Origin of the sequence: Novosphingobium sp. RL4 (assembly GCF_035658495.1) — a bacterium.
Taxonomy (GTDB): Bacteria; Pseudomonadota; Alphaproteobacteria; order Sphingomonadales; family Sphingomonadaceae; genus Novosphingobium.
In genome coordinates this window covers 1,208,624-1,231,355 of sequence record NZ_CP141945.1, presented here as the reverse complement: position 1 = coordinate 1,231,355, position 22,732 = coordinate 1,208,624, and the positions used below count along the sequence as shown (strand labels likewise).

The 22,732-nt window shown below is 65.7% G+C and carries 21 protein-coding genes; 11 read left to right on the top strand and 10 right to left on the bottom strand.

Going from position 1 to position 22,732, the window contains the following annotated elements; genetic code table 11:
* Window positions 1-100 precede the first annotated feature (100 nt).
* The 3 genes from U9J33_RS22465 to U9J33_RS22455 are packed head-to-tail and all read left to right on the top strand — an operon-like array spanning window position 101 to window position 2,352.
* On the top strand, window positions 101-988 hold the full coding sequence (locus U9J33_RS22465) for a 3-keto-5-aminohexanoate cleavage protein (RefSeq protein ID WP_082370213.1): 888 nt from the start codon (window positions 101-103) through the stop codon (window positions 986-988).
* Window positions 989-1,024: 36 nt separating this feature from the next.
* Window positions 1,025-1,918, top strand: a complete 894-nt coding sequence (locus U9J33_RS22460) for an SDR family NAD(P)-dependent oxidoreductase (protein ID WP_324699214.1) — start codon at window positions 1,025-1,027, stop codon at window positions 1,916-1,918.
* Window positions 1,915-2,352 (top strand): VOC family protein, encoded by a 438-nt coding sequence (locus U9J33_RS22455; RefSeq protein ID WP_324699212.1) that lies wholly within the window; start codon window positions 1,915-1,917, stop codon window positions 2,350-2,352. The genes U9J33_RS22460 and U9J33_RS22455 overlap by 4 nt, the downstream gene beginning before the upstream one ends.
* Before the next feature lie 41 nt (window positions 2,353-2,393).
* On the opposite strand, the gene U9J33_RS22450 is transcribed toward U9J33_RS22455, so the two are convergent.
* From U9J33_RS22450 to U9J33_RS22425, 6 genes are all read right to left on the bottom strand, one after another.
* Window positions 2,394-3,140, bottom strand: coding sequence for an SDR family NAD(P)-dependent oxidoreductase (locus tag U9J33_RS22450; RefSeq protein WP_324699211.1), 747 nt, complete (start codon window positions 3,138-3,140; stop codon window positions 2,394-2,396).
* 11 nt (window positions 3,141-3,151) lie between these two features.
* Window positions 3,152-4,018 (bottom strand): amidohydrolase family protein, encoded by an 867-nt coding sequence (locus tag U9J33_RS22445; RefSeq protein ID WP_186000073.1) that lies wholly within the window; start codon window positions 4,016-4,018, stop codon window positions 3,152-3,154.
* Window positions 4,019-4,020: 2 nt separating this feature from the next.
* Complete coding sequence (locus U9J33_RS22440) at window positions 4,021-6,165, bottom strand: PQQ-dependent dehydrogenase, methanol/ethanol family (RefSeq protein WP_054436024.1); 2,145 nt, start codon at window positions 6,163-6,165, stop codon at window positions 4,021-4,023.
* Window positions 6,166-6,238: 73 nt separating this feature from the next.
* The gene (locus U9J33_RS22435) at window positions 6,239-7,021 is read right to left on the bottom strand and encodes a glutathione S-transferase family protein (protein ID WP_185999277.1); all 783 of its coding nucleotides are present in this window, start codon (window positions 7,019-7,021) and stop codon (window positions 6,239-6,241) included.
* A complete protein-coding gene (locus U9J33_RS22430) occupies window positions 7,021-7,788 on the bottom strand; it encodes a glutathione S-transferase family protein (RefSeq protein WP_054436023.1) in 768 nt (255 codons plus the stop codon). The genes U9J33_RS22435 and U9J33_RS22430 overlap by 1 nt, the downstream gene beginning before the upstream one ends.
* A gap of 85 nt (window positions 7,789-7,873) precedes the next feature.
* Entirely contained in the window at window positions 7,874-10,288 is a 2,415-nt protein-coding gene (locus U9J33_RS22425) for a TonB-dependent receptor (RefSeq protein ID WP_185999275.1), read from the bottom strand.
* Between the two features lie 239 nt (window positions 10,289-10,527).
* On the opposite strand from U9J33_RS22425, the gene U9J33_RS22420 reads away from it, so the two are divergent.
* Window positions 10,528-11,319, top strand: a complete 792-nt coding sequence (locus tag U9J33_RS22420; RefSeq protein WP_324699209.1) for a CmcJ/NvfI family oxidoreductase — start codon at window positions 10,528-10,530, stop codon at window positions 11,317-11,319.
* A gap of 41 nt (window positions 11,320-11,360) precedes the next feature.
* Here the strand turns inward: U9J33_RS22420 and ligM are convergent, their stop codons facing one another.
* Window positions 11,361-12,764 (bottom strand): vanillate/3-O-methylgallate O-demethylase, encoded by a 1,404-nt coding sequence (ligM, locus tag U9J33_RS22415; RefSeq protein WP_082370212.1) that lies wholly within the window; start codon window positions 12,762-12,764, stop codon window positions 11,361-11,363.
* Between the two features lie 172 nt (window positions 12,765-12,936).
* Here ligM and U9J33_RS22410 point away from each other — a divergent pair, with 172 nt between their 5' ends.
* Entirely contained in the window at window positions 12,937-13,404 is a 468-nt protein-coding gene (locus U9J33_RS22410; RefSeq protein WP_324699208.1) for a MarR family transcriptional regulator, read from the top strand.
* Between the two features lie 113 nt (window positions 13,405-13,517).
* Here the strand turns inward: U9J33_RS22410 and U9J33_RS22405 are convergent, their stop codons facing one another.
* Together U9J33_RS22405 and U9J33_RS22400 are read right to left on the bottom strand one after the other, a co-directional pair.
* The gene (locus U9J33_RS22405; RefSeq protein ID WP_324699207.1) at window positions 13,518-13,937 is read right to left on the bottom strand and encodes an SMI1/KNR4 family protein; all 420 of its coding nucleotides are present in this window, start codon (window positions 13,935-13,937) and stop codon (window positions 13,518-13,520) included.
* Between the two features lie 170 nt (window positions 13,938-14,107).
* A complete protein-coding gene (locus U9J33_RS22400) occupies window positions 14,108-14,521 on the bottom strand; it encodes a HEAT repeat domain-containing protein (protein ID WP_324699206.1) in 414 nt (137 codons plus the stop codon).
* A gap of 405 nt (window positions 14,522-14,926) precedes the next feature.
* Between U9J33_RS22400 and U9J33_RS22395 the strand changes: the two genes are divergently transcribed.
* From U9J33_RS22395 to U9J33_RS22385, 3 genes are read left to right on the top strand one after another with little or no spacing between them, the layout of a single operon-like run.
* Complete coding sequence (locus U9J33_RS22395; protein WP_324699205.1) at window positions 14,927-16,480, top strand: FAD-binding oxidoreductase; 1,554 nt, start codon at window positions 14,927-14,929, stop codon at window positions 16,478-16,480.
* Complete coding sequence (locus U9J33_RS22390; RefSeq protein WP_324699204.1) at window positions 16,477-16,884, top strand: cytochrome c; 408 nt, start codon at window positions 16,477-16,479, stop codon at window positions 16,882-16,884. Before U9J33_RS22395 ends, U9J33_RS22390 begins: the two co-directional genes overlap by 4 nt.
* On the top strand, window positions 16,881-17,411 hold the full coding sequence (locus U9J33_RS22385) for a hypothetical protein (protein ID WP_324699203.1): 531 nt from the start codon (window positions 16,881-16,883) through the stop codon (window positions 17,409-17,411). Before U9J33_RS22390 ends, U9J33_RS22385 begins: the two co-directional genes overlap by 4 nt.
* Here the strand turns inward: U9J33_RS22385 and U9J33_RS22380 are convergent.
* A complete protein-coding gene (locus tag U9J33_RS22380; protein ID WP_185999271.1) occupies window positions 17,383-17,904 on the bottom strand; it encodes a nuclear transport factor 2 family protein in 522 nt (173 codons plus the stop codon). The two genes, U9J33_RS22385 and U9J33_RS22380, sit on opposite strands and share 29 nt — an antisense overlap.
* Before the next feature lie 97 nt (window positions 17,905-18,001).
* On the opposite strand from U9J33_RS22380, the gene U9J33_RS22375 reads away from it, so the two are divergent.
* Genes U9J33_RS22375 through U9J33_RS22365 form a run of 3 tightly spaced genes read left to right on the top strand, consistent with a single transcriptional unit; the run spans window position 18,002 to window position 22,721 of the window.
* Complete coding sequence (locus U9J33_RS22375; RefSeq protein ID WP_324699202.1) at window positions 18,002-18,916, top strand: NAD(P)H-binding protein; 915 nt, start codon at window positions 18,002-18,004, stop codon at window positions 18,914-18,916.
* Complete coding sequence (locus U9J33_RS22370; protein WP_324699201.1) at window positions 18,913-21,099, top strand: PQQ-dependent dehydrogenase, methanol/ethanol family; 2,187 nt, start codon at window positions 18,913-18,915, stop codon at window positions 21,097-21,099. The genes U9J33_RS22375 and U9J33_RS22370 overlap by 4 nt, the downstream gene beginning before the upstream one ends.
* A gap of 11 nt (window positions 21,100-21,110) precedes the next feature.
* A complete protein-coding gene (locus tag U9J33_RS22365) occupies window positions 21,111-22,721 on the top strand; it encodes a GMC family oxidoreductase (RefSeq protein WP_324699200.1) in 1,611 nt (536 codons plus the stop codon).
* The last annotated feature ends 11 nt before the right edge of the window (window positions 22,722-22,732 follow it).

Below are 22,732 nucleotides of genomic sequence, written 5' to 3'. Positions count from 1 at the left end.
AGTTACCTGACGTGATAGGATATGTGCTGGCCTGTTCCGACCACTTCGAATTTGCGATCTCGCCCATATCAAGAAAAGACACAAGGCGAGGAGAGCGAGATTGGCGCAGAAAGTCTACATTACTTGCGCGGTGACAGGCAGTTCGCCGATGCCCAGCCATCCCAACTTCCCGTTCCGCCCGGATCACGTCGCGGCGGAAGCGCTGGCGGCGGCCGCGGCCGGTGCCTCGATCATCCACGTCCACGTCCGCGACGGCCAGACCGGCGAGCCTTCGCAAGCGCTGGAGGACTACCGCGAGGTGGTGGGCCTGATTCGGGAAAAGAACCGCGAGGTCATCCTCAACGTCACCACCGGGCCGGGCTGCACCTGGATGCAGAGCGACGAGGACCCCTCGGTCTGCGGCGAAGGCACGCTGATGTTCACTGCCGAGCGCCGGCTGGAGCACATCCTCGACCTCAGGCCCGACATGTGCACGCTCGACATCTGCACGATGCAGCTCTGGGGCGGGGTTGCCATCAACCTCGATCCGATGATCACCCGCATGGGCCACATGATCCAGGAAGCGGGCGTGCTGCCGGAAATCGAATGCTTCGAGGCGGGCGATTTCGTCTTCGCGGACGATCTCATGGCCAAGGGCGCGATCCCGAAGAACGTGCCGTTCTCCTTCGTTCTGGGCACCAAGTACGGCCTTCCGGCCACGCCCGAGGCGATGCTCTATTCCGCCAACCAGATCCCGCGCGGCGCGGCGTTCACCGGCTTCGGCGTCAGCCGCCATTCCTATCCGATGGCGGCGCAGTCCGTCCTGCTGGGCGGCCATGTCCGCGTCGGGTTCGAGGATACGATCTTCCTGCGCAAGGGCCGCATGGCGCCCGACAACGCCGCCCACGTCAACTGGGCCGTCGAACTGATCGAGCGCATGGGCGCCGAAGTGTCGAGCGCGGGCGAAACGCGCGACCTGCTCGGACTGGAGAACCACGCCTACGCCTAGACAAGAGCGAAAAATCGCTATCGAGGGAGAGACAAGATGACAGAAGTGGCAGGACGCACGGCATTCATCACCGGCGGCGGCTCGGGCGTCGCGCTCGGCCAGGCCAAGGTCTTCGCGAAGGCGGGCTGCAAGGTCGCCATCGCCGATATCCGGCAGGACCATCTCGACGAAGCCATGGCCTTCTTCGCCGGCACCGGCGCGCAGGTCATGCCGGTCCATCTCGACATTACCGACCGCGAGGCATATCGCCGCGCCGCCGATGCGGTGGAGGCCCGGCTGGGCCCGGTGGAACTGCTGTTCAACACCGCCGGCGTCTCTCACTTCGGCACGATCCAGGACGCCACCTTCGATGACTGGGACTGGCAGATCGACGTCAACCTGCGCGGCGTCATCAACGGCGTGCGCACTTTCCTGCCGCGCATGATCGAACGCGGAAACGGCGGGCACATCGTCAACACCGCATCGATGTCCGCCTTCGTGGCGCTCAAGGGCACCGGCATCTACTGCACCACCAAGATGGCGGTGCGCGGGCTGACCGAGTCGCTGGCGCTCGACCTCGAAGGCACCGGCATCGGCGTCTCGCTGCTGTGCCCGGGCGCGGTGAACACCAATATCCACGAGGCCCTGCTGACCCGCCCCGCCCACCTTTCCGATACCGGCTACTATCAGGCCGGGCCGGAAATGTTCGGCCATCTCAAGAAAGTGATCGAAGTGGGCATGGAGCCCGAAACGCTTGCCGCCCATGTCCTCGACGGCGTGCGCGAGAACCGGCTCTATATCCTGCCCTATGCGGAATTCCGCGGCACGCTGGAGGACATCCACGCCCGCGTCATGGATTCGCTGGCCCGGCCGGAGGACGATCCCGACTACAGACGGCGCGTTGCTCACGGCGTTCCCGGCGGCGAGAAGAAAGAGGAGCAGGCGGCATGAACAGCCCTTTCATGGCCTTCGACACGCGGGTCCGCGCCCGCGTGGTCGCACTGGACCATTACAACGTGGTGGTCGCCGATCTCGATCGCAGCGAGGCGTTCTACCGCGAAGTGCTCTCGCTGGAGAGCTACGCCCCGCCGCCGCCGCTCACCCGCCAGACCGCGCGCTGGATCTACGACAACGACGAGCGGCCGATCCTCCACCTCAACAGCCGCGACGCACCCCGCGCCATGGACCGCGAGATGTTAGGCGGCCCCACCGGCGCGCTGCATCACATCGCCCTGCGCTGCGAAGGCTTCGAGGAAATCCGCGACCGGATCGAGGATCGCGGGCTGCGGTACGAAAGCAACGTGATCCACTCGATCGGGCTGCGGCAAATCTTCGTGCATGACCCGGACGGAGTGCTGCTGGAACTGAATTTCTTCGACGATTGAGCCCGAAATTGATCGTCGCCCCGCCTGATCCGGGGCGACGATCACACCCTCAGCGTTCCCAGCACCCCGCCGTCCACCGCGATGCTCTGCCCGGTGACATGCGAGGCTGCGTCCGAAAGCAGGAACGCCGCCACCGCCGCCAGTTCCTCCGCGCTGCCGGTGCGCCCCTGCGGCACCTTGCCGGCAAGCGCTTCCAGCGCCTCGCCCGGAAGCGCGGCGAACATTTCCGTCTCGATGAACCCCGGCACCACGCAATTGCAGCGCACCCCGAAAGGCGCCGCCTCCAGCGCGACGGCGCGCGCCAGCCCCAGGGCCGCGTGCTTGGACGCGACATAGGCGACATTGTTCGCCATGCCACGCTCGCTGGCAAGGCTGCCGGTCACCAGTATCGCCCCGCGCCGCCGCGCCTTCATGGCCGGCAATGCCCGGGCGACAGCCCGAAACGGCGCAGTGAGGTTCACGGCCATGACCTGCGCGAAATCCGCTTCCGCATAGTCTTCCACCGGCGCGAAAGTGCCCCCGGTTCCGGCATTGAGGAACAGGCCGTCGATCGGCCCTCCCCCTGCGATCGCCGCATCGAGCGCGGCGTCAAGCGCAGGACCGTTGGCCACGTCCACAGCCTGCCAGCGGGCATCCGCACCCAGACTCGCGGCCAGTTCCGCCAGCCGGTCCGCCCGCCGCGCCAGCAGGGTGACGCGCCCGCCCAGCGCCGCGACATGCTCCGCCGTGGCCCGGCCGATGCCGCTGGATGCGCCGGTGATGACGACGTGGCGATCCGTGAAATCCATCCCGATCCCTTTCACGCCAGCCCCAGCACCCTTGCGGCATTGCCCTTCATGATGCCGGGCATCACGTCATCCCTGAAACCGATGCCGCGCGCCGCCTCGATCCACTTTTCCGGCCGGATCAGCGGGAAATCGGAACCGAACATCATCTTCCCCGCCAGCTGGCCATTGGCATAGCGCACGATCTGCGGCGGGAAATAACGTGGGCTCCAGCCGGAAAGGTCGATGAAGACGTTCTCCTTGTGAAGCGCCATCGACAGGCTTTCATCCACCCACGGCCAGCTCGGATGAGCCAGGATGATCTTCATGTCCGGAAAATCGACCGCCACGTCGTCCACCAGCATGGGCCGCCCGTACTTGAGCCGCAGCCCGCCGCCACCGCGCATCCCGGTGCCCATGCCGGAATGGCCGGTATGGAAGATCGCGGGCAGGCCATGGCCGGCGATCACCTCGTAGATCGGATAGCCCACGCGGTCTGCGGGGTGGCAGTCCTGCACGATATGGTGGAACTTGAAGCCGCGCACGCCGTGGTTCTCGATCAGGTCGCGCGCCTCCCGCGCGCCCAGCCTGCCCTTGCGCGGGTCTATCGAGGCGAAGGGGATGCAGATATCGGCATGGGCGGCGGCGAATTCCGCCACTTCGTAGTTCGACACGCGCCTCGCCCCCATGCCGCTTTCGGCATCCACGGTGAAGAGGCAGAAGGCGATGTTCTGCGCGCGGTAGATCTCGGCGATCTCCGGCATCTTCGGCCGTTCGCGCGGGGCCTTGAAATAGGCGGAGGCAGCATCGAAGAACTGCGCCATGACCGGGTCCTCCGGATCGTGGCACGAGACTTCCGCGTGGACGTGAACATCGATGCCCGCCAGCCCGGCGAGGTCGATGGTCACTTGCCGCCCGCTTTTTCCAGCGCCTTGTCCTCGTTGGCGCGGTGGATCACGTATTGGCGGATCGCCTCGATCTCTTCGGCCGACATCACGTCGGACCAGCCGACCATGCCGTTGCTCTTCAGCGCCCCGTCATGCACCACCGTCTGGAATGCGGCCTTGTCGCCGACAAGGGCCGAGCGGCGCAGGTCCGGCAGCAATCCGCCGCCCACCGCCGCATCCCCGTGGCAGGTGCCGCAATAGCGACCATAGCGATAGGAACCGGCCGCCACCTGCTCCGGCGTGCCGGTGAAAGCGGGCGGATCGAGCGGCAGTTCCTCCAGCTTCGGCGCGGGCGGCAGCGTGGCCGTGCCGCCCAGCCTGAAGACCAGCAACCGGCTGATGTTGTGCACCGGACCACCGGATTGCGATATCACCCCGCCCGGCGCCAGCGCCCAGATGCCGCCCCAGCCGGCCACCACCGCCACGTACTGCGTGCCGCCCACCTTGTAAGTGATCGGCGGCGCGACCACCCCGGTCTGCACCGGCCAGGACCACAGCTTCGCGCCCGTATCGGTGGCATAGGCGGCCATCTCGCTCGTCATGTTGCCCTGGAACACCAGCCCGCCGCCGGTCGCCAGCAATCCGCCGTTGTTGGCGCTGGGGAAGGTCACGCGCCAGCGCTCCTTCTGCGCCACCGGGTCCCAGGCGATCAGCACGCCCTTGGTGGCCTTCGCCGCCGCCTCGCGAATTTTCGCATCGGCGGGCATCGAGGCCGCCGCCATGTCCACGCCGGTATTGAAGCCCTTGGCCTGGTGCTTCCAGTTCCTGTCCGGGAAATAGGGGAAGGCGGCGATCTGCGCCGGGATGAAGACCAGCTTCTCCTTCGGGTCCCACGCCATCGGATGCCACGAATGCGCCCCGCCCGCGCCGGGCGATCCGACCCACGGCTTGCCGGTCCTGTAATAGCGTGCCTCGGGATTCTCGATCGGCCGCCCCGTCCGGGGATCGAGCCCGGAAGCCCAGTTCACCGGCACGAAGTTCTTGCCGGAGATGAATTCGCCGGTCTTTCGGTCGATCACGTAGAAGAACCCGTTCTTGGGCGCCTGCATCAGCACCTTGCGGGTCTTGCCGCCGATCTGGAGATCGGCCAGCATGATGTGCTGGGTGGCCGTGAAGTCCCAGGTTTCGCCCGGCGTGGTCTGGAAGTGCCAGACATATTCCCCGGTCTTCGGCCGGATCGCCACGATGGACGAGAGGTAGAGGTTGTCCCCCTTGCCCTGCGAACGGATGCCCTGGTTCCAGGGGCTGCCATTGCCCACGCCGATATAGAGCAGGTCCAGTTCGGGATCGTAGGCCATCGAATCCCACACGGTGCCGCCGCCGCCCTGCTTCCAGTATTCTCCGTACCAGGTCTTCTCGGCAGCCTTCAGATAGGGCTCGGCATTCCTGCCCGGCGCGTCGGGCACAGTGTAGAACCGCCAGAGCTGCTTGCCGGTCTCCGCGTCGTAGGCGGTGATATAGCCGCGCACGCCCATCTCGGCGCCGCCGTTGCCCACGATCACCTTGCCATCGATCACCCGCGGCGCGCCGGTGATGGTATAGGGCTTGGACTGGTCCACCGTGACCTTGCTCCACACCGGCTTGCCGCTATCGCGGTCAAGCGCGATCAGGCGGCCGTCGAACGTGCCGAGATAGAGCTTGTCCCCCCAGGCGCCGAGCCCCCGGTTCACGACATCGCAGCACCCCTTCACCCCGCTGTCGCCCGGGACTTCGGGATCGTAGGCCCACAGTTCCTTGCCGGTGGCGGCATCGTAGGCCCTTACCTTGGACCAGGCGGTGGTGATGTAGATCCTGCCGTCTATCACCAGCGGCGTCGATTCCTGCCCGCGCGCGGTATCGAGATCGGAAAACCAGGCGAGGCCAAGGCTCTTCACATTATCCCGGTTGATGTCGGAAAGCGGCGAGAAACGCTGTTCGTCGTAAGTGCGCCCATAGGAGAGCCACTCGCTGTCCGGCGCCTTGACGATCAGGGCGCCGGTAACGTCGCCGGTCCGCGCGGTCGCGGCGGCGGGGCCTTCCGCCCCGCCGCTGCCGCACCCCGCCAGCACCAGACATGCCCCCGCCGATACCGCGAGCCAGACCTTCGAACGCTTCGCAACCATTCTCTCACTCTTCCCGTTTCCCGGCCTCGTTTCGGACCGGCTTGTGCAACTGCGAGATTTTCGGGGGCCTGCTTCACCCCCAGCGATTGATCTCCGGCCCCGGCGCCCAGAAGCGGGTGGAATCACCGCCCGCATCCGCCAGCGCCGCCGTAACACTGGGACGGGCACGAACGCGCGACAGCCAGGCGGCGGTCAGCGGCTTGTCGGCGAAAGCCTCGGGCACGATCTGCTCCATCCCGGCGAGCCAGGCGAACGTCTCGAAATCGGCAATGGTCAAGGCGCCCATCAGCCATTCGCGGCCATCCGCCAGCTTGCCCTCGCAGCGTTCCACCGCCTGCGACACCTTGGCGCGGCTGTCCTCCACTTGTGCCGGATCGACGGCGCCGTCACGCAGGACTTCCCAGCGCGCGCGCAAGTCGGCGCTGACGATGCGGTCCGCCATGGCGCCGAAATCGGCATCCGCCATCGCCGCCAGCCGCCCGCGCGAGAACGCGAGATTACCCAGCAGCGCCGCCGCCGGAGACAGGCGCTCGGTGATCTGGCGGCACCACATCATCATTTCCCAATGCGCAAAAGGATCGGCGGGCTGGAGCGAGGACACATCCGAAAGCTCGTCGAAGAACTGGGCAAGGAACACGGACTCGGTCATGGCCTCCCCGTCCACCAGCAGCACCGGGCCTTCGCCCTCGATCCCCATGTCGCGCGCAAGCGGCTCGTCGACGCCGGGCAGGTCATGGCGTTCCCCCGCGAGCAGGTCGATCGGGCGGCGTTCCACTGCCACCCCCGATTCCGCCAGAGCCGCAAGCACCGCCAGCGAAGGACCGTTCGCCGCGCCGTGATAGAGCACCATCGCCATCAGATCCGCTCCTGTTCGAGAATGGCCACCCGCTTGACCATGTCGGTCCGCCCCAGCGCCCAGCACTGCTTCACCGCCGGGCGGGCATAGACCGCGCGCAGCCAGCGCAGCAGGTTCGGCGTCTTTTCGTCATTGGAAAGTGTCGGCTGCGACAGGGGGATCGCATAGGCAAGGTTGAAGCCGTTGATGTCGGCCAGGCTGTAAGTGTCGCTCGCCAGCCATTCCCGCTTGCCCAGTTCCGCCTCCAGCAGTTCGATGCCCAGCGCGACGCGGCGCTGGCTTTCCGCCATTTCCGCCTCCGAGAACGTGCCGTGGATCGCTTTCCGCCACGAGACCCGCCGTTCCGGCAGGGGAATACGCTCGATCGCGGCTTCCAGTTCGGCCGGATCGCGCCGGCGCACCATCGGGCCGACGAAAACGCTCCATCCGATCATGGAAAAGCTGGGCGCCAGCCACTGGTCCATGAACTTCATCCACCAGCGCACCCGCCAGCGATCCTGCGCGCCTTGCGGCATCAGCGCGGGCCCGGCGAACGCCTCGTTGACGTATTCCATGATCGCGGTGCTTTCCACCAGCACGCGCGAACCGTGTGTCATCGCCGGGATCGTGCCTTGCGGATTGATCGCGAGATATTCCGGCCGATGCTGATCGAACTGCAGCATGTCGATGTAGTGGCTGTCGAAGGGGACGCCCTTCTCCATCAAGGCCAGCATGGGCTTGCCCGAATTGGCATTGGGCTCCCAGTGGTAAAGTGTCACGCCTGCCATCCGGCCCGTCTCCCTTGCACTGTTTTCATTGCGAAGGGACGGGGCCGGTCGCCCTCTTCCGGCGACCGGCCCCGCCACTCCCCCGTCAGAACTTCTTCTGCACGCTCACCGCCCATTCGCGCGGGCGGCCCACGTTCGAATAAGTGGTTCCCGCAGAGGCATAGAGCGCCGCGAAGCGGATCGGCAGGAGGTAGTACTTGTCGAACAGGTTCTGCACTTCGAACGAGATCGACAGGTCGTCATCCTCGTTGCGCCAGGTGAGGCGGGCATTGCCGATCACGCGCGAAGGGTTGTAGTCCAGCGTCGCGCTGCCCGGCAGGCGGCCGAGGCTCTGCTTGCCAGTATAGGCAAGGTCGAAGCGCGGCGTGATCGAGCCGTTCTTGCCAAGGTCGGCGCGGTACTGGATGCCGAAGCTGCCGCGCCAGTTGGGCGTGGTGATCGGATCGCCGATGCGGATCGAATTGCCCACCTGCGGGCCGATGCGCTTCCATTCTCCATCGATCCAGCTCAGCGAGGCGTCGATGTCCAGCCCGTCGAATGGGTTGGCGCCAAGTTCCAGTTCAGCGCCGTACATCTTGCCGTCACCGGCATTGCCGATCGCCGCGCAAGGATAGGGATCGGTGCCCGGCTCGAACCCGTCAAGGATCGCGCAGTCCGCCAGCGGAAGCTGGATGTTCTTGTAATCGTTGTAGAACGCCGCAAGATTGAGGCGCAGCCGCCGCCCGAACAGGTCGTTCTTTACGCCGATTTCATAAGCGGTAAGCGTCTCGGGCGTGAACGTGCCGTTGACCGCCTGCGCCTGGGTGAAGGGGCGCGCCGTCACGCCGCCGCCCTTGAAGCCGGTGCTGACCGTTGCATAGGCCAGCGTCTGCGGGCTGAAGCGGTAGTCCACCGAGATGCGGTAGTCCACGCGATCACCGTCGTAGTTCGCCACCGTCCCGTCCAGCGCGCCGACGCCGAAGATATCGGTGAGCGGGCCGCCGTTCCAGGCCTTGCGCACGAAGGTGTAGTCCTTGTGCTCCTTGGTGTAGCGGATGCCGCCGGTCACGTTGAGGTCGGGCGTGGGATGCAGGATCACGGTGCCGAACACCGCCTTGCTGTTCGCCCGGATCGGGTCGTCACCCTGGAACTGCAGGAACAGCACGGGGTTGCCGTGGCCGATGTAGCGGATGTCCTGGCGGGTGAAGTAGACCGACTTCTGGTCGCTGTAGTAGCCGCCCACGGTCAGGTCGGCAAAATCGCCGAACTTCGCGTTCAGGCGCAGCTCCTGGCTGAAGAACCGGAAGGTCAGGTCATTGAAGCCGCCGCCGCCGATGTTCGGGTTGGGCGTATAGTCGTCGTCCGTACCGTACATCTGGCGATATTCGCGGTAGGCGGTGATCGACTTGACGTTGAGATCGTCATTGAGGTCGATCGACATGTCGCTCGACACGCCCCAGCCGGTGAACTTCACGGTATTGGGCATGTAATATGCCTGCGCCGCCTGTCCGCCCGCGGGCAGATACCAGCTTGCGTACGTGCAGAACCGGCCGCAGACGAAGTCCACCCCGTCGGTCTTGGTGGTGTCGTTCTGGGTCAGCACGCCTGCCGCGGCGGTGCGCTTTTCGTAAGTGTAGTCGCCGGTCACGGTCCAGTCGAAACTGTCACTCGGGTTGAACCGCAAGGAGCCGCGCAGGCCGCCGTAGTTACGCTCGCCAAGCTTGTCGACGACGCAGTTGTCCGGGGTGGAGGGATTGCCGGCAATGCCCAGCGCATTGTCCGGATTGGCGCAGCCGTAGTCGATCTGGTCGACGTAGCCGTCCTGGTGCTTGTAGACCCCGGCAACGCGGGCGAACAGCGTGTCGGTCAGCCCGAAGTTCACGCTGCCGCGCAGGTCCACGCGCTGGCGTGCGCCGTAGACGACGTCGAACTTGCCGGAATCGTCGGCCGTGGGCCGGGCCGAGAACATCTTGATGGCGCCGCCGATCGAGTTGCGCCCGGTCAGCGTGCCCTGCGGCCCGCGCAGGATTTCCACGCGCTCCAGATCGAGCAGGTCCATGATGTTGCCGGTCAGCGTGGCATAGTAGACATCGTCCACGTACATGCCCACGCCCGGCTCGTAGGCGGGGTTGAAGTCGTACTGGCCGATTCCGCGCACATAGACCGCCATCGAGGAACCGAAGGCGCCGCCCATTTCCGTAAGCTGCACGTTCGGCGCCTGTGCGGCGATCTGCGAAACGTCGGTCTGGTTGCGCGCTTCGAGCAGCGCGGCGTCCACCGCGGTGATCGACAGCGGAGTGTCCTGAAGCTTCTGCGCGCGGAACTGCGCGGTGACGATGATCTCGGGCATCGTCGGCGTCCGGGCGTCATCGGCCTGCTCACCGGCCTGTGGCGGCGCCCCTGCCTGATCCTGCGCCGCGGCCTTTTCCTCCGCCAGGGCCGGTGCGCCTGCAAGGGCCGCGCCGCATGAAACCGAAAGAAGAAGAGCGCGCCGCAGGCGTGCCGTCTTGGTGATGTGCATCTTGGTCCCTCTCCCGAACCAGCGCCGACACTTTGTTCGTGCCTTGCGCTTCCTGACCGCCCTTACCGGCGATATGTTGTTTGTATGGCATACAATATTGGGATGGCAAGAGGGTTGTCGTGTCTGATATCGAAATTGCCGGATCGCGGCCGATCAAGGCCCTTCGACAAGACCATGGTAAAATCACCGAAGGGCCGATTTTGGCCATTTCTTAACCACGTAAAAGGCGGAAAACAGGGATGGATGCAGAAATTGCCTATGTCGCGAGAACCGGCCATCGCATGGCCTACCGCGCCAACGACTCGTCACGCGACACCATCGTTCTCGCACCGCGGCGCATGTCGCTAAGTGATCTGAGGAACACAAAACCCACCCTGGATTCGGAAGGGTTCCAAATTGTTTCACATGTTAGTTCGATCGCCGATTTCGCCTGCGACGAAGAGGTGAAAGCGCATCATCCGCAGGAAATCGTGGACTTGCTGACCGGCCTGACAGGCGCCGACCTGGTGGTGGTGACCGCGCCGGGCGTGCGCCGATTCGCGGAACGCTCCAACCTTTCCGGCCGGCTCGACAATTCACGCCCGGCGCGCTTTGCCCATGTCGATATCTCGGGAGAGACCGCGCGCGCCTTTTCCGCCCGCTCGCTGCCGGAAGGAAAGGCGGCGCCGCGCCGGTCGGCACATTACAACATCTGGCGCGCCACTTCCGGCCCGCCGCAGGACGTGCCACTGGCCCTGTGCGACGCGCGCAGCCTCGCCCCCGGAGACCTGCTGCCCGCAGACGCCATCTTCGACCGCGACGGCGTGGATGTGTGGTCCTTCGAAGGACTGGTGCTCGCCCATTCGCCGGGGCACCGCTGGTGCTGGTTCAGCGACATGACGCCCCGCGAAGTCATCGTGTTCAAGACCCACGACACCGACCCCGCCCGCGCCAACTGCGTCCCGCACGTCGCATTCGACAACCCGCTGACCCCGCCGGAAACCCCACCCCGCGCCTCGATCGAGATGCGCGCGATCGCTTACTGGTTCTGAAAGAACGGCCGGGCTGGAAGGGCCCGGCCGCCTTTTCGGGATCAGGCGTCGGCGCGCTGGGTGCGCCAGCCATCCTGATAGGTTTCGCGGGCCACGCGCGAATAGGGCACCGGCGAGACGATCGCGCGCACCGAAAGCTGCTTGTGCGGCTCTACCGTGGACTTGCGGGTGCCGCCGTTCTCCTCACCCCAGACCACGCGCACTTCGCTGCCGACCGGCACGTCGGGCTCGACCGTGGCAAGCGAAAGCGCCTGCTTCTCGTTGTAGGAATAGCCGGTGAACATCGAGAGGCCGATGGTGCGACCATCCGCGTCGGTCACGCGGTCGTAGTTGGACGAGGCATAGTTCGCCAGCGGCACGTCGAAGAACTTGTACTGCTCGCCATCCGGATCGAACAGCGAGGCCATGATCTTCGCCATGTCCTCCGGGTGCCAGGCCAGCGTCACCTTCTTGCGCTGCCTTGCCGGATCGAGCGCTTCCAGCGCTTCGCGGCCGTGGAAGTCATGGTCGAACTTCACGAACGGCCCATAGCCCAGTTCCCAGGGGTTGAGGTAATAGTCCTCGATGTTGTCCGACACGAAGCTGCCGCCGATCGAGCCGGTCGCCTCGTAGCTGTCAGCGCCCAGCCATTCGCGGAATCCCTTGAGCTTTTCGCCCGTGTAGATGGCCGGAAGCGGCGAGGGAATCCAGCCGGATTCCAGCGTGTTGGAAGGATAGGCTCGGCTGCCGCAAGCGATCAGGCCGAATTCCTTGCCCGCTTCCAGGATCGCGGCGCGCACTTCCTCCTGCTCTTCGTAAGGGCCCCAGATTTCGAGGCCCGGCGCGCCGGACATGCCGTGGCGCAAGGTGCGGATGGTCTTTCCGGCGATGTTCATGGTGCTCATGTTGAAGAAGCGCAGCTTCTCCAGCGGGCCGCCGTTCAGCTTCTCGATCACGTCCCAGGCCTTCGGTCCCTGGATCTGGAAACGCCAGACCGACCGCGTGACCGGCTTGCCCATCGGCCGCATCGGCGAACGGTCGTCGAGTTCGAGTTGGACGTCGTAGCCCTGCTCCGCCTGATAGCGCAGCCAGTTCGAGGCGGGCGCACGGCCGACGTAGCAGAACTCCTCCGGCGCCTGCCAGAAGATGATGCCGTCACCGATGACGTGGCCATAGGGCGTGGTGGGCACGTACTGCTTCGCCTTGTTGACCTCCCACCCCTTGGGCGAGTTGATCATCGTATCGGACAGTAGCTTCATCGCGTCCTTGCCGCGAATGTAGAGGTTCACCATGTGGTGCGACTGGTCGAACAGGACGGCGCCGTGCTGCCAGGCCCATTGTTCCGAGCGCCAGTTCGAGAATTCCGGCGCCACGACCGGATAGACATAGGCGCCAAGCTGCGAATTCCGCAGCATTTCCACGGTATTTCCTGCCTTTTGCAGAACCTGTTCAAGGTTGCCGGCCATCACGAATCTCCCATTGTCCCGCCACGGCGCTGCCGCGTGCGTCCATGAAAAGTAACGCTGGGGGCAGGTGCGGACAAGCGAAATGTTCGTGCCACGAACAATATCGCGAGGAGACAGACTTCCGCCCGCAATCCGCTTGGCGCGGACCGGGAACGCGGCTAGCATCGCGCCCGTGGGCAAGAACAGAGACAGCGCAGACGCCGCGATCGCGGTTGCCGAAGTGGGTCGTGGCGACCTCGATTCGGTCCTGGGATTCCATATCCGGCTGGCGCATGGCGCGGTCTATCGGCACTTCACCGAAACCTTTTCCGAACTCGGCCTGACCCAGAAGCAGGTCTCGGTGCTCTGGCTGGTGGCTGACTGGCCGGGTCTTTCGCAGACCGATCTCTCGCAGCACCTCCAGATGGACCGGGCGACGACGACGGAGATCATCAACCGCCTCGCCGCGCGCGACCTGCTGCGGCGCGAACCCATTCCGGGGGACCGGCGCAAGCTGGCGCTGCACCTCCAGCCCGCCGGTGCCGAGATGCTGGAGCAGGCGCGCCAGGCCGTGCGCGCGCACGAGGCCTGGCTGAAGCGGCGGTTCTCCGAAGCCGAAGTCGAGACCCTGATCGGCCTGCTGGAGCGCATTCACGGCTAGGCGGCGAGACACATCCCGTGGCGACCGACCGGCAGCTATCAGGAACTGCGGAAGATGGCCTTTATGTCAGGAATGGGTGGGAAGCGGTCAGGCTGCTTTCAGAATTCGTAAGATTAAAGCCGCCGGTAATCCTCAGAACTGTGCCCGAGCATGCTTACAAACTGGTCGAAGTTAGAGGCAACGATTTCCGCGCTCTCGGGCCCGACAACGATATCGATTGTCACAATAGCGCCCGGAAGACCGCTGCGCATGTCGAACGCGATCAATTCGCGGCTTCCGTCACCCCCAAAAACTAGGAAGCCGTCCAGATCAGGCCTATCGTAATTGCGTGAGCGGAATGCGTCCAACACGGTCACGACTGGGTCGAGACAGAAGGTGTATGGATTCACCGGCAAGGGCCCCTCACCGCCATTCGTCTCTGCTAGCAAATCGAAATAGGCCAACGGGAGGGTCGTGGGGAGCGCATGCCTGATTTCCGCTAGTTCCCCCTCGCTCGCCGGTTGTTTCGCAAACCAATTTCTGGTCTCAAGCATTTTGCGCCTCATTGGTATGATCTAACGTCCGCTTCTCGCACAAACCCGCGTCGCTGTGAATTTCCGCAATGGGGCGTTCGCCGAACGGCAAGTTTCAGATTAAAATCGTGAAATCCGGTCGCTCCGGTTCGGGAAGGCCAGCACACGACCGGAATGACCGAAATTGCGGGCTAGCGAACGGCCCGCTCACAGGCTGCCAACGCTTCCGCAGCCAGCTTGTCTGCGGAAGGCTGATCGGAAGGCTCCGCCCATACTTTCAGATCAGGGATCAATGAAGGGTCCGCACAAATGCTGGCTGCTTCCAGCGCAGGGATCGTAATTGATTCCCTTCTGAGTTCCGCTTGTACGAATGGGAGCGCGGTAATGGGATCAAGGCCGGCAAGCCCCAATATCGCTTCGCCTCTGACGCAATCGTCCGCGTCTGATGCGGCACGAAATAACGCATCCCGCACGGCGGATGTGCCTCTGCCCTCTTGGCTTAGAAGCAAGACGGCCCAATCGCGATTTGCGCGATCAGGGTCACGAGTGAGTTCTATGAGCCTCTCAAGGTTCGCAGCAGCAAACGGTCCATCGGCCAGCGGCACTTGCTCAGCATGACCGATTTCAGAAATTCCGAGGGAGGTTCATAGCGCTCGATCATCATGACGACATGCCATGACCAGCGCAGGGCAGCAATAATGCCTGGAACGTTGGCGTGTCCGTAAGTGCAGCTTTCGATCGAGCGGCGGAAAAGGCAACCTTCTGAAACCTGTCCATGCCACCTGGACGCAGAGCCCTGCGCGAACCGCATTCCATCCCTGCGTTGACAAGCGCGACTCCATCTGAAACGATAACGATCGTTATGAATTACAAGCCTGCAAAGGGCGGTGGAGCGAGATGGATTCGAAGGGCGAAGAGAGCGTGCGCGCGCCGCGTGCCCGTATGAACGGCGGCTACGGGAAGGGTGGCTGCGGGGTTCGCGACAGTGTTTCGCGGTGGGCGAGGCTGCCATGAGCCTGCCCCTTCCCGCGCTCGATCCCGCGCGTGCCAGGCAGGCGCTAGGTGCCTTTCAGTCCGCTCTAGGTGCCGCTCACGTCTACTTCGATGGAACCGACATCGCGGCCTATCAGGACAAGTTCGCGGTAGACGACGCCTTGCACCATCCTGCAGGTGCGGTAGCCCCCGCCACGGTCGAGGAGATACAGGCGGTGATGCGGATCGCCCGCGAGCACCGCATCCCGCTCTGGCCGATCAGCCGGGGCAAGAACCTGGGCTATGGCGGCAGCGCCCCTGTGCTTGCCGGGTCGGTGATCCTCGATCTCTCCCGCATGAAGAGGATCGAATACGACGAGGCCAACGGAACCGTCCTGCTGGAACCGGGCGTAGGCTTCTACGATCTCTACGATTTCCTTCAGGCGCGCGGCATGAAGCACTGGCTGTCCACCCCCGGAAATTCGTGGGGTTCGGTGGTCGGCAACGCGCTCGACCGCGGGGTCGGCTATACGCCATATGGCGAGAACACGAGCAAGATCTGCGGCATGGAAGTGGTGCTGGCGGACGGCACCCTGCTGCGCACCGGCATGGGCGCGATGGACGGTTCGCCGACATGGCAGCTCTATCGCTACGGCTTCGGCCCGGCCTGGGACCAGCTCTTCGTCCAGTCCAACTTCGGCGTCGTCACCAAGATGGGGCTCTGGCTGATGCCGGAGCCGGAATCGCTGATGGGCATGGATGTGGAGTTCGACCGCCCGGAAGACCTCGGCCCGCTGATCGACGCGATCGCCCCGCTGCGGCGCGAAGGGCTGCTCCAGCAATCGCCGACCATCGGCAACTGGCTGCGCGCCGCCGCCGTGCTGACCACGCGCGACCAGTGGACGAAGGACCCCGGCGCGATCAGCGACAGCGTGATCCAGGCGATCCGCGACAAGTACAAGGTCGGCTGGTGGGGCGTGAGCCTGCGGCTCTACGGCCGCGAAAGCGTGAACAAGGCCGCCTATGCCGTGCTGGAGCAGGAGATGCAGCGCCTCAGGCCGATGAGCCTGCGGCCTGCCGAATGGAAGCGCGGGGCACCGCTGGAAGCCTCGGGCTGGACGGGCACGCCGGTCACTTTCCCGATGCAGAACGCCAACTGGCACGGCGGCCGGGGCGGGCATCTGGGCTTCTCCCCGGTGCTGCCACAATCGGGCAGCGCCGCCATGGCGCAGTTCAAGCGGACTTACGCGCGCTACCGCGAACACGGCATGGACTATCAGGCCAGCTTCGCCTTCGGAGAACGCCACCTCATCAACGTCAACGCCGTGCTCCTGAACAAGGACGACGAGGCGATGATGCGCAAGGTCGATCCCTTCCTGCGCCAGCTCATCGCCGACGCGAGAGCCCAGGGTTACGGCGAATATCGCACGCATCTGGACTATATGGACCTTGTTGCCGGAACCTACGATTTCAACGACCATGCGCTGCTGCGGCTGAACGAGCGCGTGAAGACGGCGCTCGATCCCATGGGCATCATCGCGCCGGGCAAGAGCGGCATCCGGCCCGCGAAAGCGGCGGAGGCGGCGGCATGAGGAAGGCACTGCCCCCCCTGCTCGCGCTCTCCCTGCTCGCCGGTTGCGGCGGCACGAAGGACGGCGCCTCCGCCGGGGCTGCCGCCAAGGGACCGCCGCCCATGCCCCCGCCGGTAACGCTGGCATCGCGGCCGGATGCCGGCCCGGGCGAGCGGCTCTTCATCGAGAAATGCGCGATGTGCCACGGCCCGGTCGGCATGGGCACCGGGCTGCTCGCGCGGCGGGTGGACGAACCGGCTCTGGAAAAGCGCAAGGATCTCAGCGCAGATTTCGTGGTGCAGGCCGCGCGCATCGGCATCGGCAACATGCCGGCGATCCCGCGCGGCGAAGTGAGCGACGAGCAGATGGGGCTGATCGCAGGCTACCTCGCCAAGGGTGATGCAAATGGGGGGAAAGCGCAGTGACGGCCGGGATTACCCGCCGCCGCCTGATCGGCGGTGCAGCCGCGGCAGCGCCGCTGGCGGTACTCGGCACCGCGCTGGCGGGACGGCCCGCAGAAGGCGCCGTGCTGCTGGTTCACGACGACACCATGGCGAGCGGCCGCCGCTTCGCCGCCCATGCCGCGGCGCTGGGCACCCATTCGGTGGCGCTGCATGGCGAACGGGTGCGCCTCGTCCGCCAGTTGCTGGCCCGGCGCCCCGCCCGCGTATTCGGCCTGACCCGCCATGCGGACCACTTGCTGTTTGCCGAAGTGGCAAGCGAGGCGGGATACGAGGAACTGGCCTCGATCCAGCACCGGGAAGCTCGCCGGCCAAGAACGCGCTGTTCCGTGGCGGCAGAAACGCTGGCCTCGCTCGCCCGCGCCGCCGGTCCCTGCTGGCCCGAAGCCTTCGCGGAGCTGGCGCTGGGCACAGCGTCAGGGCCATCGCCGCTCCGGCCTGCACCCCGCCCGGAGCCCGCCTTCAGCTGGGTTTTGCGGCCAAAGGCCTGATAACAAGGGATTCCGGCCGCTTGCGGGCCACCCATTCTCCCCGCCCCGGGAAGTTGCGCAGCACTTCCCCATCCCACAGCCGCACCGTGCGCCGATGAAAGCGCCAGCGCCCGTCCTCGCAGCGCACCGCATGATCGTCATACCAGCCGGTGAAGCGCAGGACATAGGGCGGCTCGCCTTCGCACTCGGTAACGAAGGCAAAGGCGCGCATCTTCACGGAACCGTCGTCCTGGGGGCGGTACTGGATCTGGGTGACGTGATGCTGCCGCCCCGGAAACCCCGGCGCGTTGCGGTAATGCTCCGCAATCCCGCGAATGCCCTCGTGCCCTTCCCAGATATCCGGGTCCTCGAAGACCTCCTCCACCATCCGGGCATCCGGCGTGAAGCAGGAAACCAGCGCCTCGACGTCGCCTGTGTCGAGCGCCCAGCTATAATCGGCGATCAGGTCCTGAAGCGCCAGTCGGTCTTCAATCGGCAGCAGCGGCAATGTCATTCTCTCCCTGATTTGTGCACCTTGACCACACCGTAACACTCGTTACTATTGTTCGCAAGCGACCTCGCGGGAATCGGGGCGCGAGCGAGAGGGACACGTGGGCAAGATCATCGTTACCGGCGCTTCGGGCGCCTTCGGCAAGGCCGCGGCCGGGCTGCTGCTCGAACGCTGCGCGCCGGAAGACCTCATATTCCTGACCAGGACGCCGGAGAAGCTCAAGTCCCTTGCCGAGGCAGGTGCGCAGGTCCGCGCGGCGGACTTCGACGATCCCACCTCCCTGCCCGGCGCCATGGCGGACGGCGAACGGATGCTGCTCATCAGCACCGCGCGCGTCGGCACGCGCGTGGGCCAGCATCGCCATGCGGTGGAAGCGGCAGTGCAGGCCGGGGTGCGTCACATCGTCTACACCTCGCTGATTTCTGCCGACGCGCCCGGCAATCCCGCCATCGTCCGGCACGATCACCGTGCCACGGAAGAGATCGTCGAGGCGTCCGGCGCGCAGTGGACCCATCTGCGAGACAGCCAGTATTCCGAGGCCATCGCCCTCGCCATGGTCATTCCCGCGCTCGCGACCGGCCACAAGCCGGACAACTGTGCCGATGGAAAGGTCGGCTTCGTGAGCCGGGACGATTGCGTGGCATCCGCCGTCGGCGTGCTGACGCAGGACGGGCACGGGAACCGCGCCTATACCCTCACCGGTCCCGAGCTGCTCTCCATCCCCGAAGCGCTCGCGATGGCAAGCGGGATCGCCGGCAAGCCCATCACAGTCGAGCACGTCGATGACGAGGCGATGTTCGCCTACTTCGATTCCCTGGGCGTGCCGCGCCATGCCTCCGATATCGTTCCCGATGGCCCGATCCCATGGTCCAGCGACGACATGGTGACGTTCGGCACCGCGATCCGTGAAGGGTTCTTCGCGCGCTGCACCGATCACGTCGAGCGTCTCTCGGGCCGTCCGCCCCGCTCGCTCCGCGACGTGATGCTGCAGCACCGGGGAGCATGGCCGCAATGATCCGCCTTTCACTTGTACTGGTTCCTGCCACGCTGCTCGCAGCCTGTTCCGGCGCCAAACCCGCCGCCGGCACGGGGGACGACTGGCCTTCCCCCAAGGGCAATGCCGAGGCCACGCACTTCTCCGCCCTTACCGAGATCGACAAGGGCAACGTCTCGCGCCTGGGCCTGGCGTGGTCGCACGATCTCGGCACCAACCGCGTGCAGGAAGCGACGCCGGTGGTGATCGGCGGGATCATGTACACCAGCGGCAACCTGGGCCGCGTCTATGCACTGGACGCGGCGAACGGAACGCCGCTCTGGTCGTTCGAACCCGAGGTGGACATGCAGGCCAACCGGTCCGCCTGCTGCGACCAGGCCAATCGCGGTGTCGCGGTGGCCGGCGGCAAGGTCATGGTGGGCGCGCTGGACGGCTGGCTCTACGCGCTCGACGCGAAGACCGGCAAAGTCGCATGGAAAGTCGACACGATCACCGACCGCTCGCGCGGCTATACCATTACCGGCGCGCCGGAAGTGGCGGGCAACCTCGTGATCATCGGCAATGCCGGTGCCGAGTACGACGTGCGCGGCTACGTTACCGCCTATGATCTCGCAACCGGCAAACAGGCCTGGCGCTTCTTCACCGTGCCCCACGATCCCCGGCTCGCCCCACAGGAGAATGCCGCGCTGGACAAGGCCGCAAAGACATGGTCGCCGGACAGCCGCTGGGACATCGGCGGCGGCGGCTCCGTGTGGGATGCCATCAACTATGATGCGCGGTTCGACACTGTCATCATCGGCGTGGGCAACGGCGGGCCCTACAATATCATGCGGCGGTCCCCCGGCGGGGGCGACAACCTCTACTTGTCCTCGCTCGTCGCGCTCGACCGCAAGACCGGACGGGTGAAATGGCACTATCAGGAGACACCGGGCGACGCCTGGGACTTCACTGCCACCCAGCCGATGCTGTTCACCGATCTGGACATCGACGGCAGGCGGCGCCCGGTCGTGATCCATTCGCCGAAGAACGGCTTCCTCTTCGTGATCGACCGGGAAACCGGCAAGCCGCTCGCCGTCAACGCCCTGGTCCGCACGAGCTGGGCCAAGGGCTACGACCTCAAGACCGGCCGACCTGACAAGACGCCGGAAGGCTCCGCCTACTGGCAGGGACCGAAGATCGTCTTCCCCGCCTCTCCGGGCGCGCGCAACTGGTATCCTGCCGCTTACGATCCCGGGCGCGGGCTCTACTTCGCCTCGGTGCTGGACATGGGCAACCTGATGTTCGCGACACCGCCGCTGGACAAGGGCGACGCACGGCGGCCCAAAGCGCTCAACGTCGAAACCGCGCTTCTGTTCACCGCCGATCTCAAGGCATTGCTGCCCACGCTCCCCAAGCCGATGCAGGATCAGGTTCGCGCCCTTCCCGAGTGGAAGTGGGTGGAGAAGCAGCCCTACAGCGCGCAGATCCGCGCCATCGATCCGCTGACCGGCAAGGCGCGCTGGACCGTGGACACCGAAGGCTGGCAGGACCGCCCCGGCATGTTGGCGACCACCACCGGGCTGGTCTTCCACGGCTCCATCGGGGGGCGGTTCATCGCCCGCGATGCAGACAGCGGCAAGGTGCTCAAGTCCATCGACACCGGCAGCTCGATCATGGCCGCACCGATGACCTACCGGGTCAAGGGCGTGCAGTATGTTGCCGTGGCGACCGGCTTCGGCGGCGGGGGCTGGAGCTATGTGCCGCGCTATTCGGCCGCCTACAGGTATGGAAACGCGAACCGGCTGCTAGTGTTCAGGCTGGACGGCGGCGCGGTGACCAGACCCGATCCGCTGCCGGCCCTGGAAGTGGCTCCGCCGCCGCCACCCCAGGCGCCCGGCGTGACCCCGGCAGTGATCGCACGCGGGCAGGCGGTGTTCTTCGGAAACTGTTCGATGTGCCATTCCAACCAGCTCCGCGCGCCCGTGCCGGACTTGCGCCGGATGGCGCCTGAAACGCACGCGGCCTTCGACCGTGTCGTGCTCGAAGGGCTGTTCGTTCCGGCCGGGATGCCCCGCTGGGACGACGTGATCTCGAAGGAGGATGCCAAAGCCATCCACGCCTACCTGATCGACGAACAGGGCAAGGTCCGCAGCCGCGAACTGAAGCTCAGGGCGGAAGGCAAGCCGCTCGATGCGCCCAGCCTCACCGTCCTGTCCAACTATTGAGGAACCGCGCGATGGACGAGACAGACATCATCGTCGTGGGCGGCGGTTCTGCCGGGGCGGCGATGGCCGGGCGGCTTGCCGAAGCCGGCATTCGCACCGTGCTCGTGGAAGCGGGCGGCAGCGACCGCATCCTCAAGTCGCGCGTGCCCGCGCTTACCAGTTCGCTGGTGCAGAACCCCGATTTCGACTGGTGCTACAAGGTGGAGCCGGACCCTTCGCTGGGCGGGCGCGTGGACGTGTGGCCGGCGGGAAAGATGCTCGGCGGCGGCAGCGCGCTGAACGGCATGATGTTCATACGCGGGCACCGCTGGGATTACGACCACTGGGCCGAATGCGGCGCTAGCGGCTGGGACTATGCCAGCGTCCTGCCCTATTTCCGCAGGCTGGAGGACAACGAACGCGGTGCCAATGCATGGCGCGGCACTGGCGGGCCGATCGGCGTCAGCGAAGTGCGGGCGCGCTATCCAATCACCGAACGGTGGATCGAGGCGGCAGGGGAAGCCGGCATCCCGCGTTCGCGCGACCTCAACGGCGAAGATGCCGAAGGCGTGGACCGCGTACAGGTGTCGCAGCGTGGCGGCCAGCGCTGCTCGGCCGCGCGCGGCTATCTCGAAGGGCGAAATCACGGCGGCAGGCTTCGCGTGGAAACCCGGTGCCAGGTCCTGCGCGTGCTGGTGGAAAACGGCCGTGCGGTCGGCGTGAAGATCCGGCGGGACGGCCAGGACTTCACCCTCCACGCGCGCGGCGGCGTGGTGCTCAGCGCGGGATCGATGAACACGCCGCGCCTGCTCATGCTTTCCGGCCTCGGCCCGCAGGAGCATTTGCGCGACATGGGCCTGCCGGTGAAGCAGGATCTGCCGGGCGTGGGCCGCAACTTGCAGGACCATGTCGGCACGCACCTCGTCAACACGGTCTCGGCACGCACGCTCAACACCGATGCGCAGGGCCTGCGTGGCGCCTGGCAGGTGCTCCGCTATGTGCTGGCACGCCGGGGCGCGCTCACCACCCCGATCGGCCATGCACAGGCGTTCGTCCGCAGCCGGGAAGGCCTGCCCGCGCCGAACCTGCAAATCTCCTTTGCCGCCTTCGCCTTCGATTTCGACGAAAGCGGACGGCTGATGCTGCGCAAGGATGCCGCCGTCTCGACCCTTGTCGGCCTGATGCGGCCCTCGCATCGCGGGCGCATATCCCTGCGGTCCAACGATCCGCTTGCCCCTCCGGCGATAGAACATCGCCAACTCGGCAGCGAGGACGACATCGACCAGATCGTGGAAGGCATCGGCATCGCACGCCGGATCATGGCCGCATCGCCGATAGCCGGATCCATCACCGGCGAGGTCCGGCCCGGAGCCGCGCTCGATAGTGCCGAGGCGCTGCGGGACTATGTAAAGCTCGCCTCTATCCCGCTTTATCACCCCGTGGGCACAGCCCGGATCGGCGCGGCCGGCGATGCGATGGCCGTTGTCGACCCGGATCTGGCGGTGCGCGGCGTGGACGGGCTCTGGGTGGCCGATGCCTCGGTATTTCCGACGCTGCCGGCGGGCAACACCAATGCCACCGCGATCATGGTGGGGGACAAGGGCGCGGACCATATCCTCGCCGCGCTGAAACGCAGCGCATGACCGAAGACCTG

Bases quoted from the DNA above. Each gene is read 5' to 3' on its own strand.
- U9J33_RS22460 (WP_324699214.1), top strand. From the start codon at position 1,025: ATGACAGAAGTGGCAGGACGCACGGCATTCATCACCGGCGGCGGCTCG.
- U9J33_RS22455 (WP_324699212.1), top strand. From the start codon at position 1,915: ATGAACAGCCCTTTCATGGCCTTCGACACGCGGGTCCGCGCCCGCGTG.
- U9J33_RS22450 (WP_324699211.1), bottom strand. From the start codon at position 3,140: ATGGATTTCACGGATCGCCACGTCGTCATCACCGGCGCATCCAGCGGC.
- U9J33_RS22440 (WP_054436024.1), bottom strand. From the start codon at position 6,165: ATGGTTGCGAAGCGTTCGAAGGTCTGGCTCGCGGTATCGGCGGGGGCA.
- U9J33_RS22435 (WP_185999277.1), bottom strand. From the start codon at position 7,021: ATGGCGATGGTGCTCTATCACGGCGCGGCGAACGGTCCTTCGCTGGCG.
- U9J33_RS22430 (WP_054436023.1), bottom strand. From the start codon at position 7,788: ATGGCAGGCGTGACACTTTACCACTGGGAGCCCAATGCCAATTCGGGC.
- U9J33_RS22425 (WP_185999275.1), bottom strand. From the start codon at position 10,288: ATGCACATCACCAAGACGGCACGCCTGCGGCGCGCTCTTCTTCTTTCG.
- U9J33_RS22420 (WP_324699209.1), top strand. From the start codon at position 10,528: ATGGATGCAGAAATTGCCTATGTCGCGAGAACCGGCCATCGCATGGCC.
- ligM (WP_082370212.1), bottom strand. From the start codon at position 12,764: ATGGCCGGCAACCTTGAACAGGTTCTGCAAAAGGCAGGAAATACCGTG.
- U9J33_RS22405 (WP_324699207.1), bottom strand. From the start codon at position 13,937: ATGCTTGAGACCAGAAATTGGTTTGCGAAACAACCGGCGAGCGAGGGG.
- U9J33_RS22395 (WP_324699205.1), top strand. From the start codon at position 14,927: ATGAGCCTGCCCCTTCCCGCGCTCGATCCCGCGCGTGCCAGGCAGGCG.
- U9J33_RS22390 (WP_324699204.1), top strand. From the start codon at position 16,477: ATGAGGAAGGCACTGCCCCCCCTGCTCGCGCTCTCCCTGCTCGCCGGT.
- U9J33_RS22380 (WP_185999271.1), bottom strand. From the start codon at position 17,904: ATGACATTGCCGCTGCTGCCGATTGAAGACCGACTGGCGCTTCAGGAC.
- U9J33_RS22370 (WP_324699201.1), top strand. From the start codon at position 18,913: ATGATCCGCCTTTCACTTGTACTGGTTCCTGCCACGCTGCTCGCAGCC.
- U9J33_RS22365 (WP_324699200.1), top strand. From the start codon at position 21,111: ATGGACGAGACAGACATCATCGTCGTGGGCGGCGGTTCTGCCGGGGCG.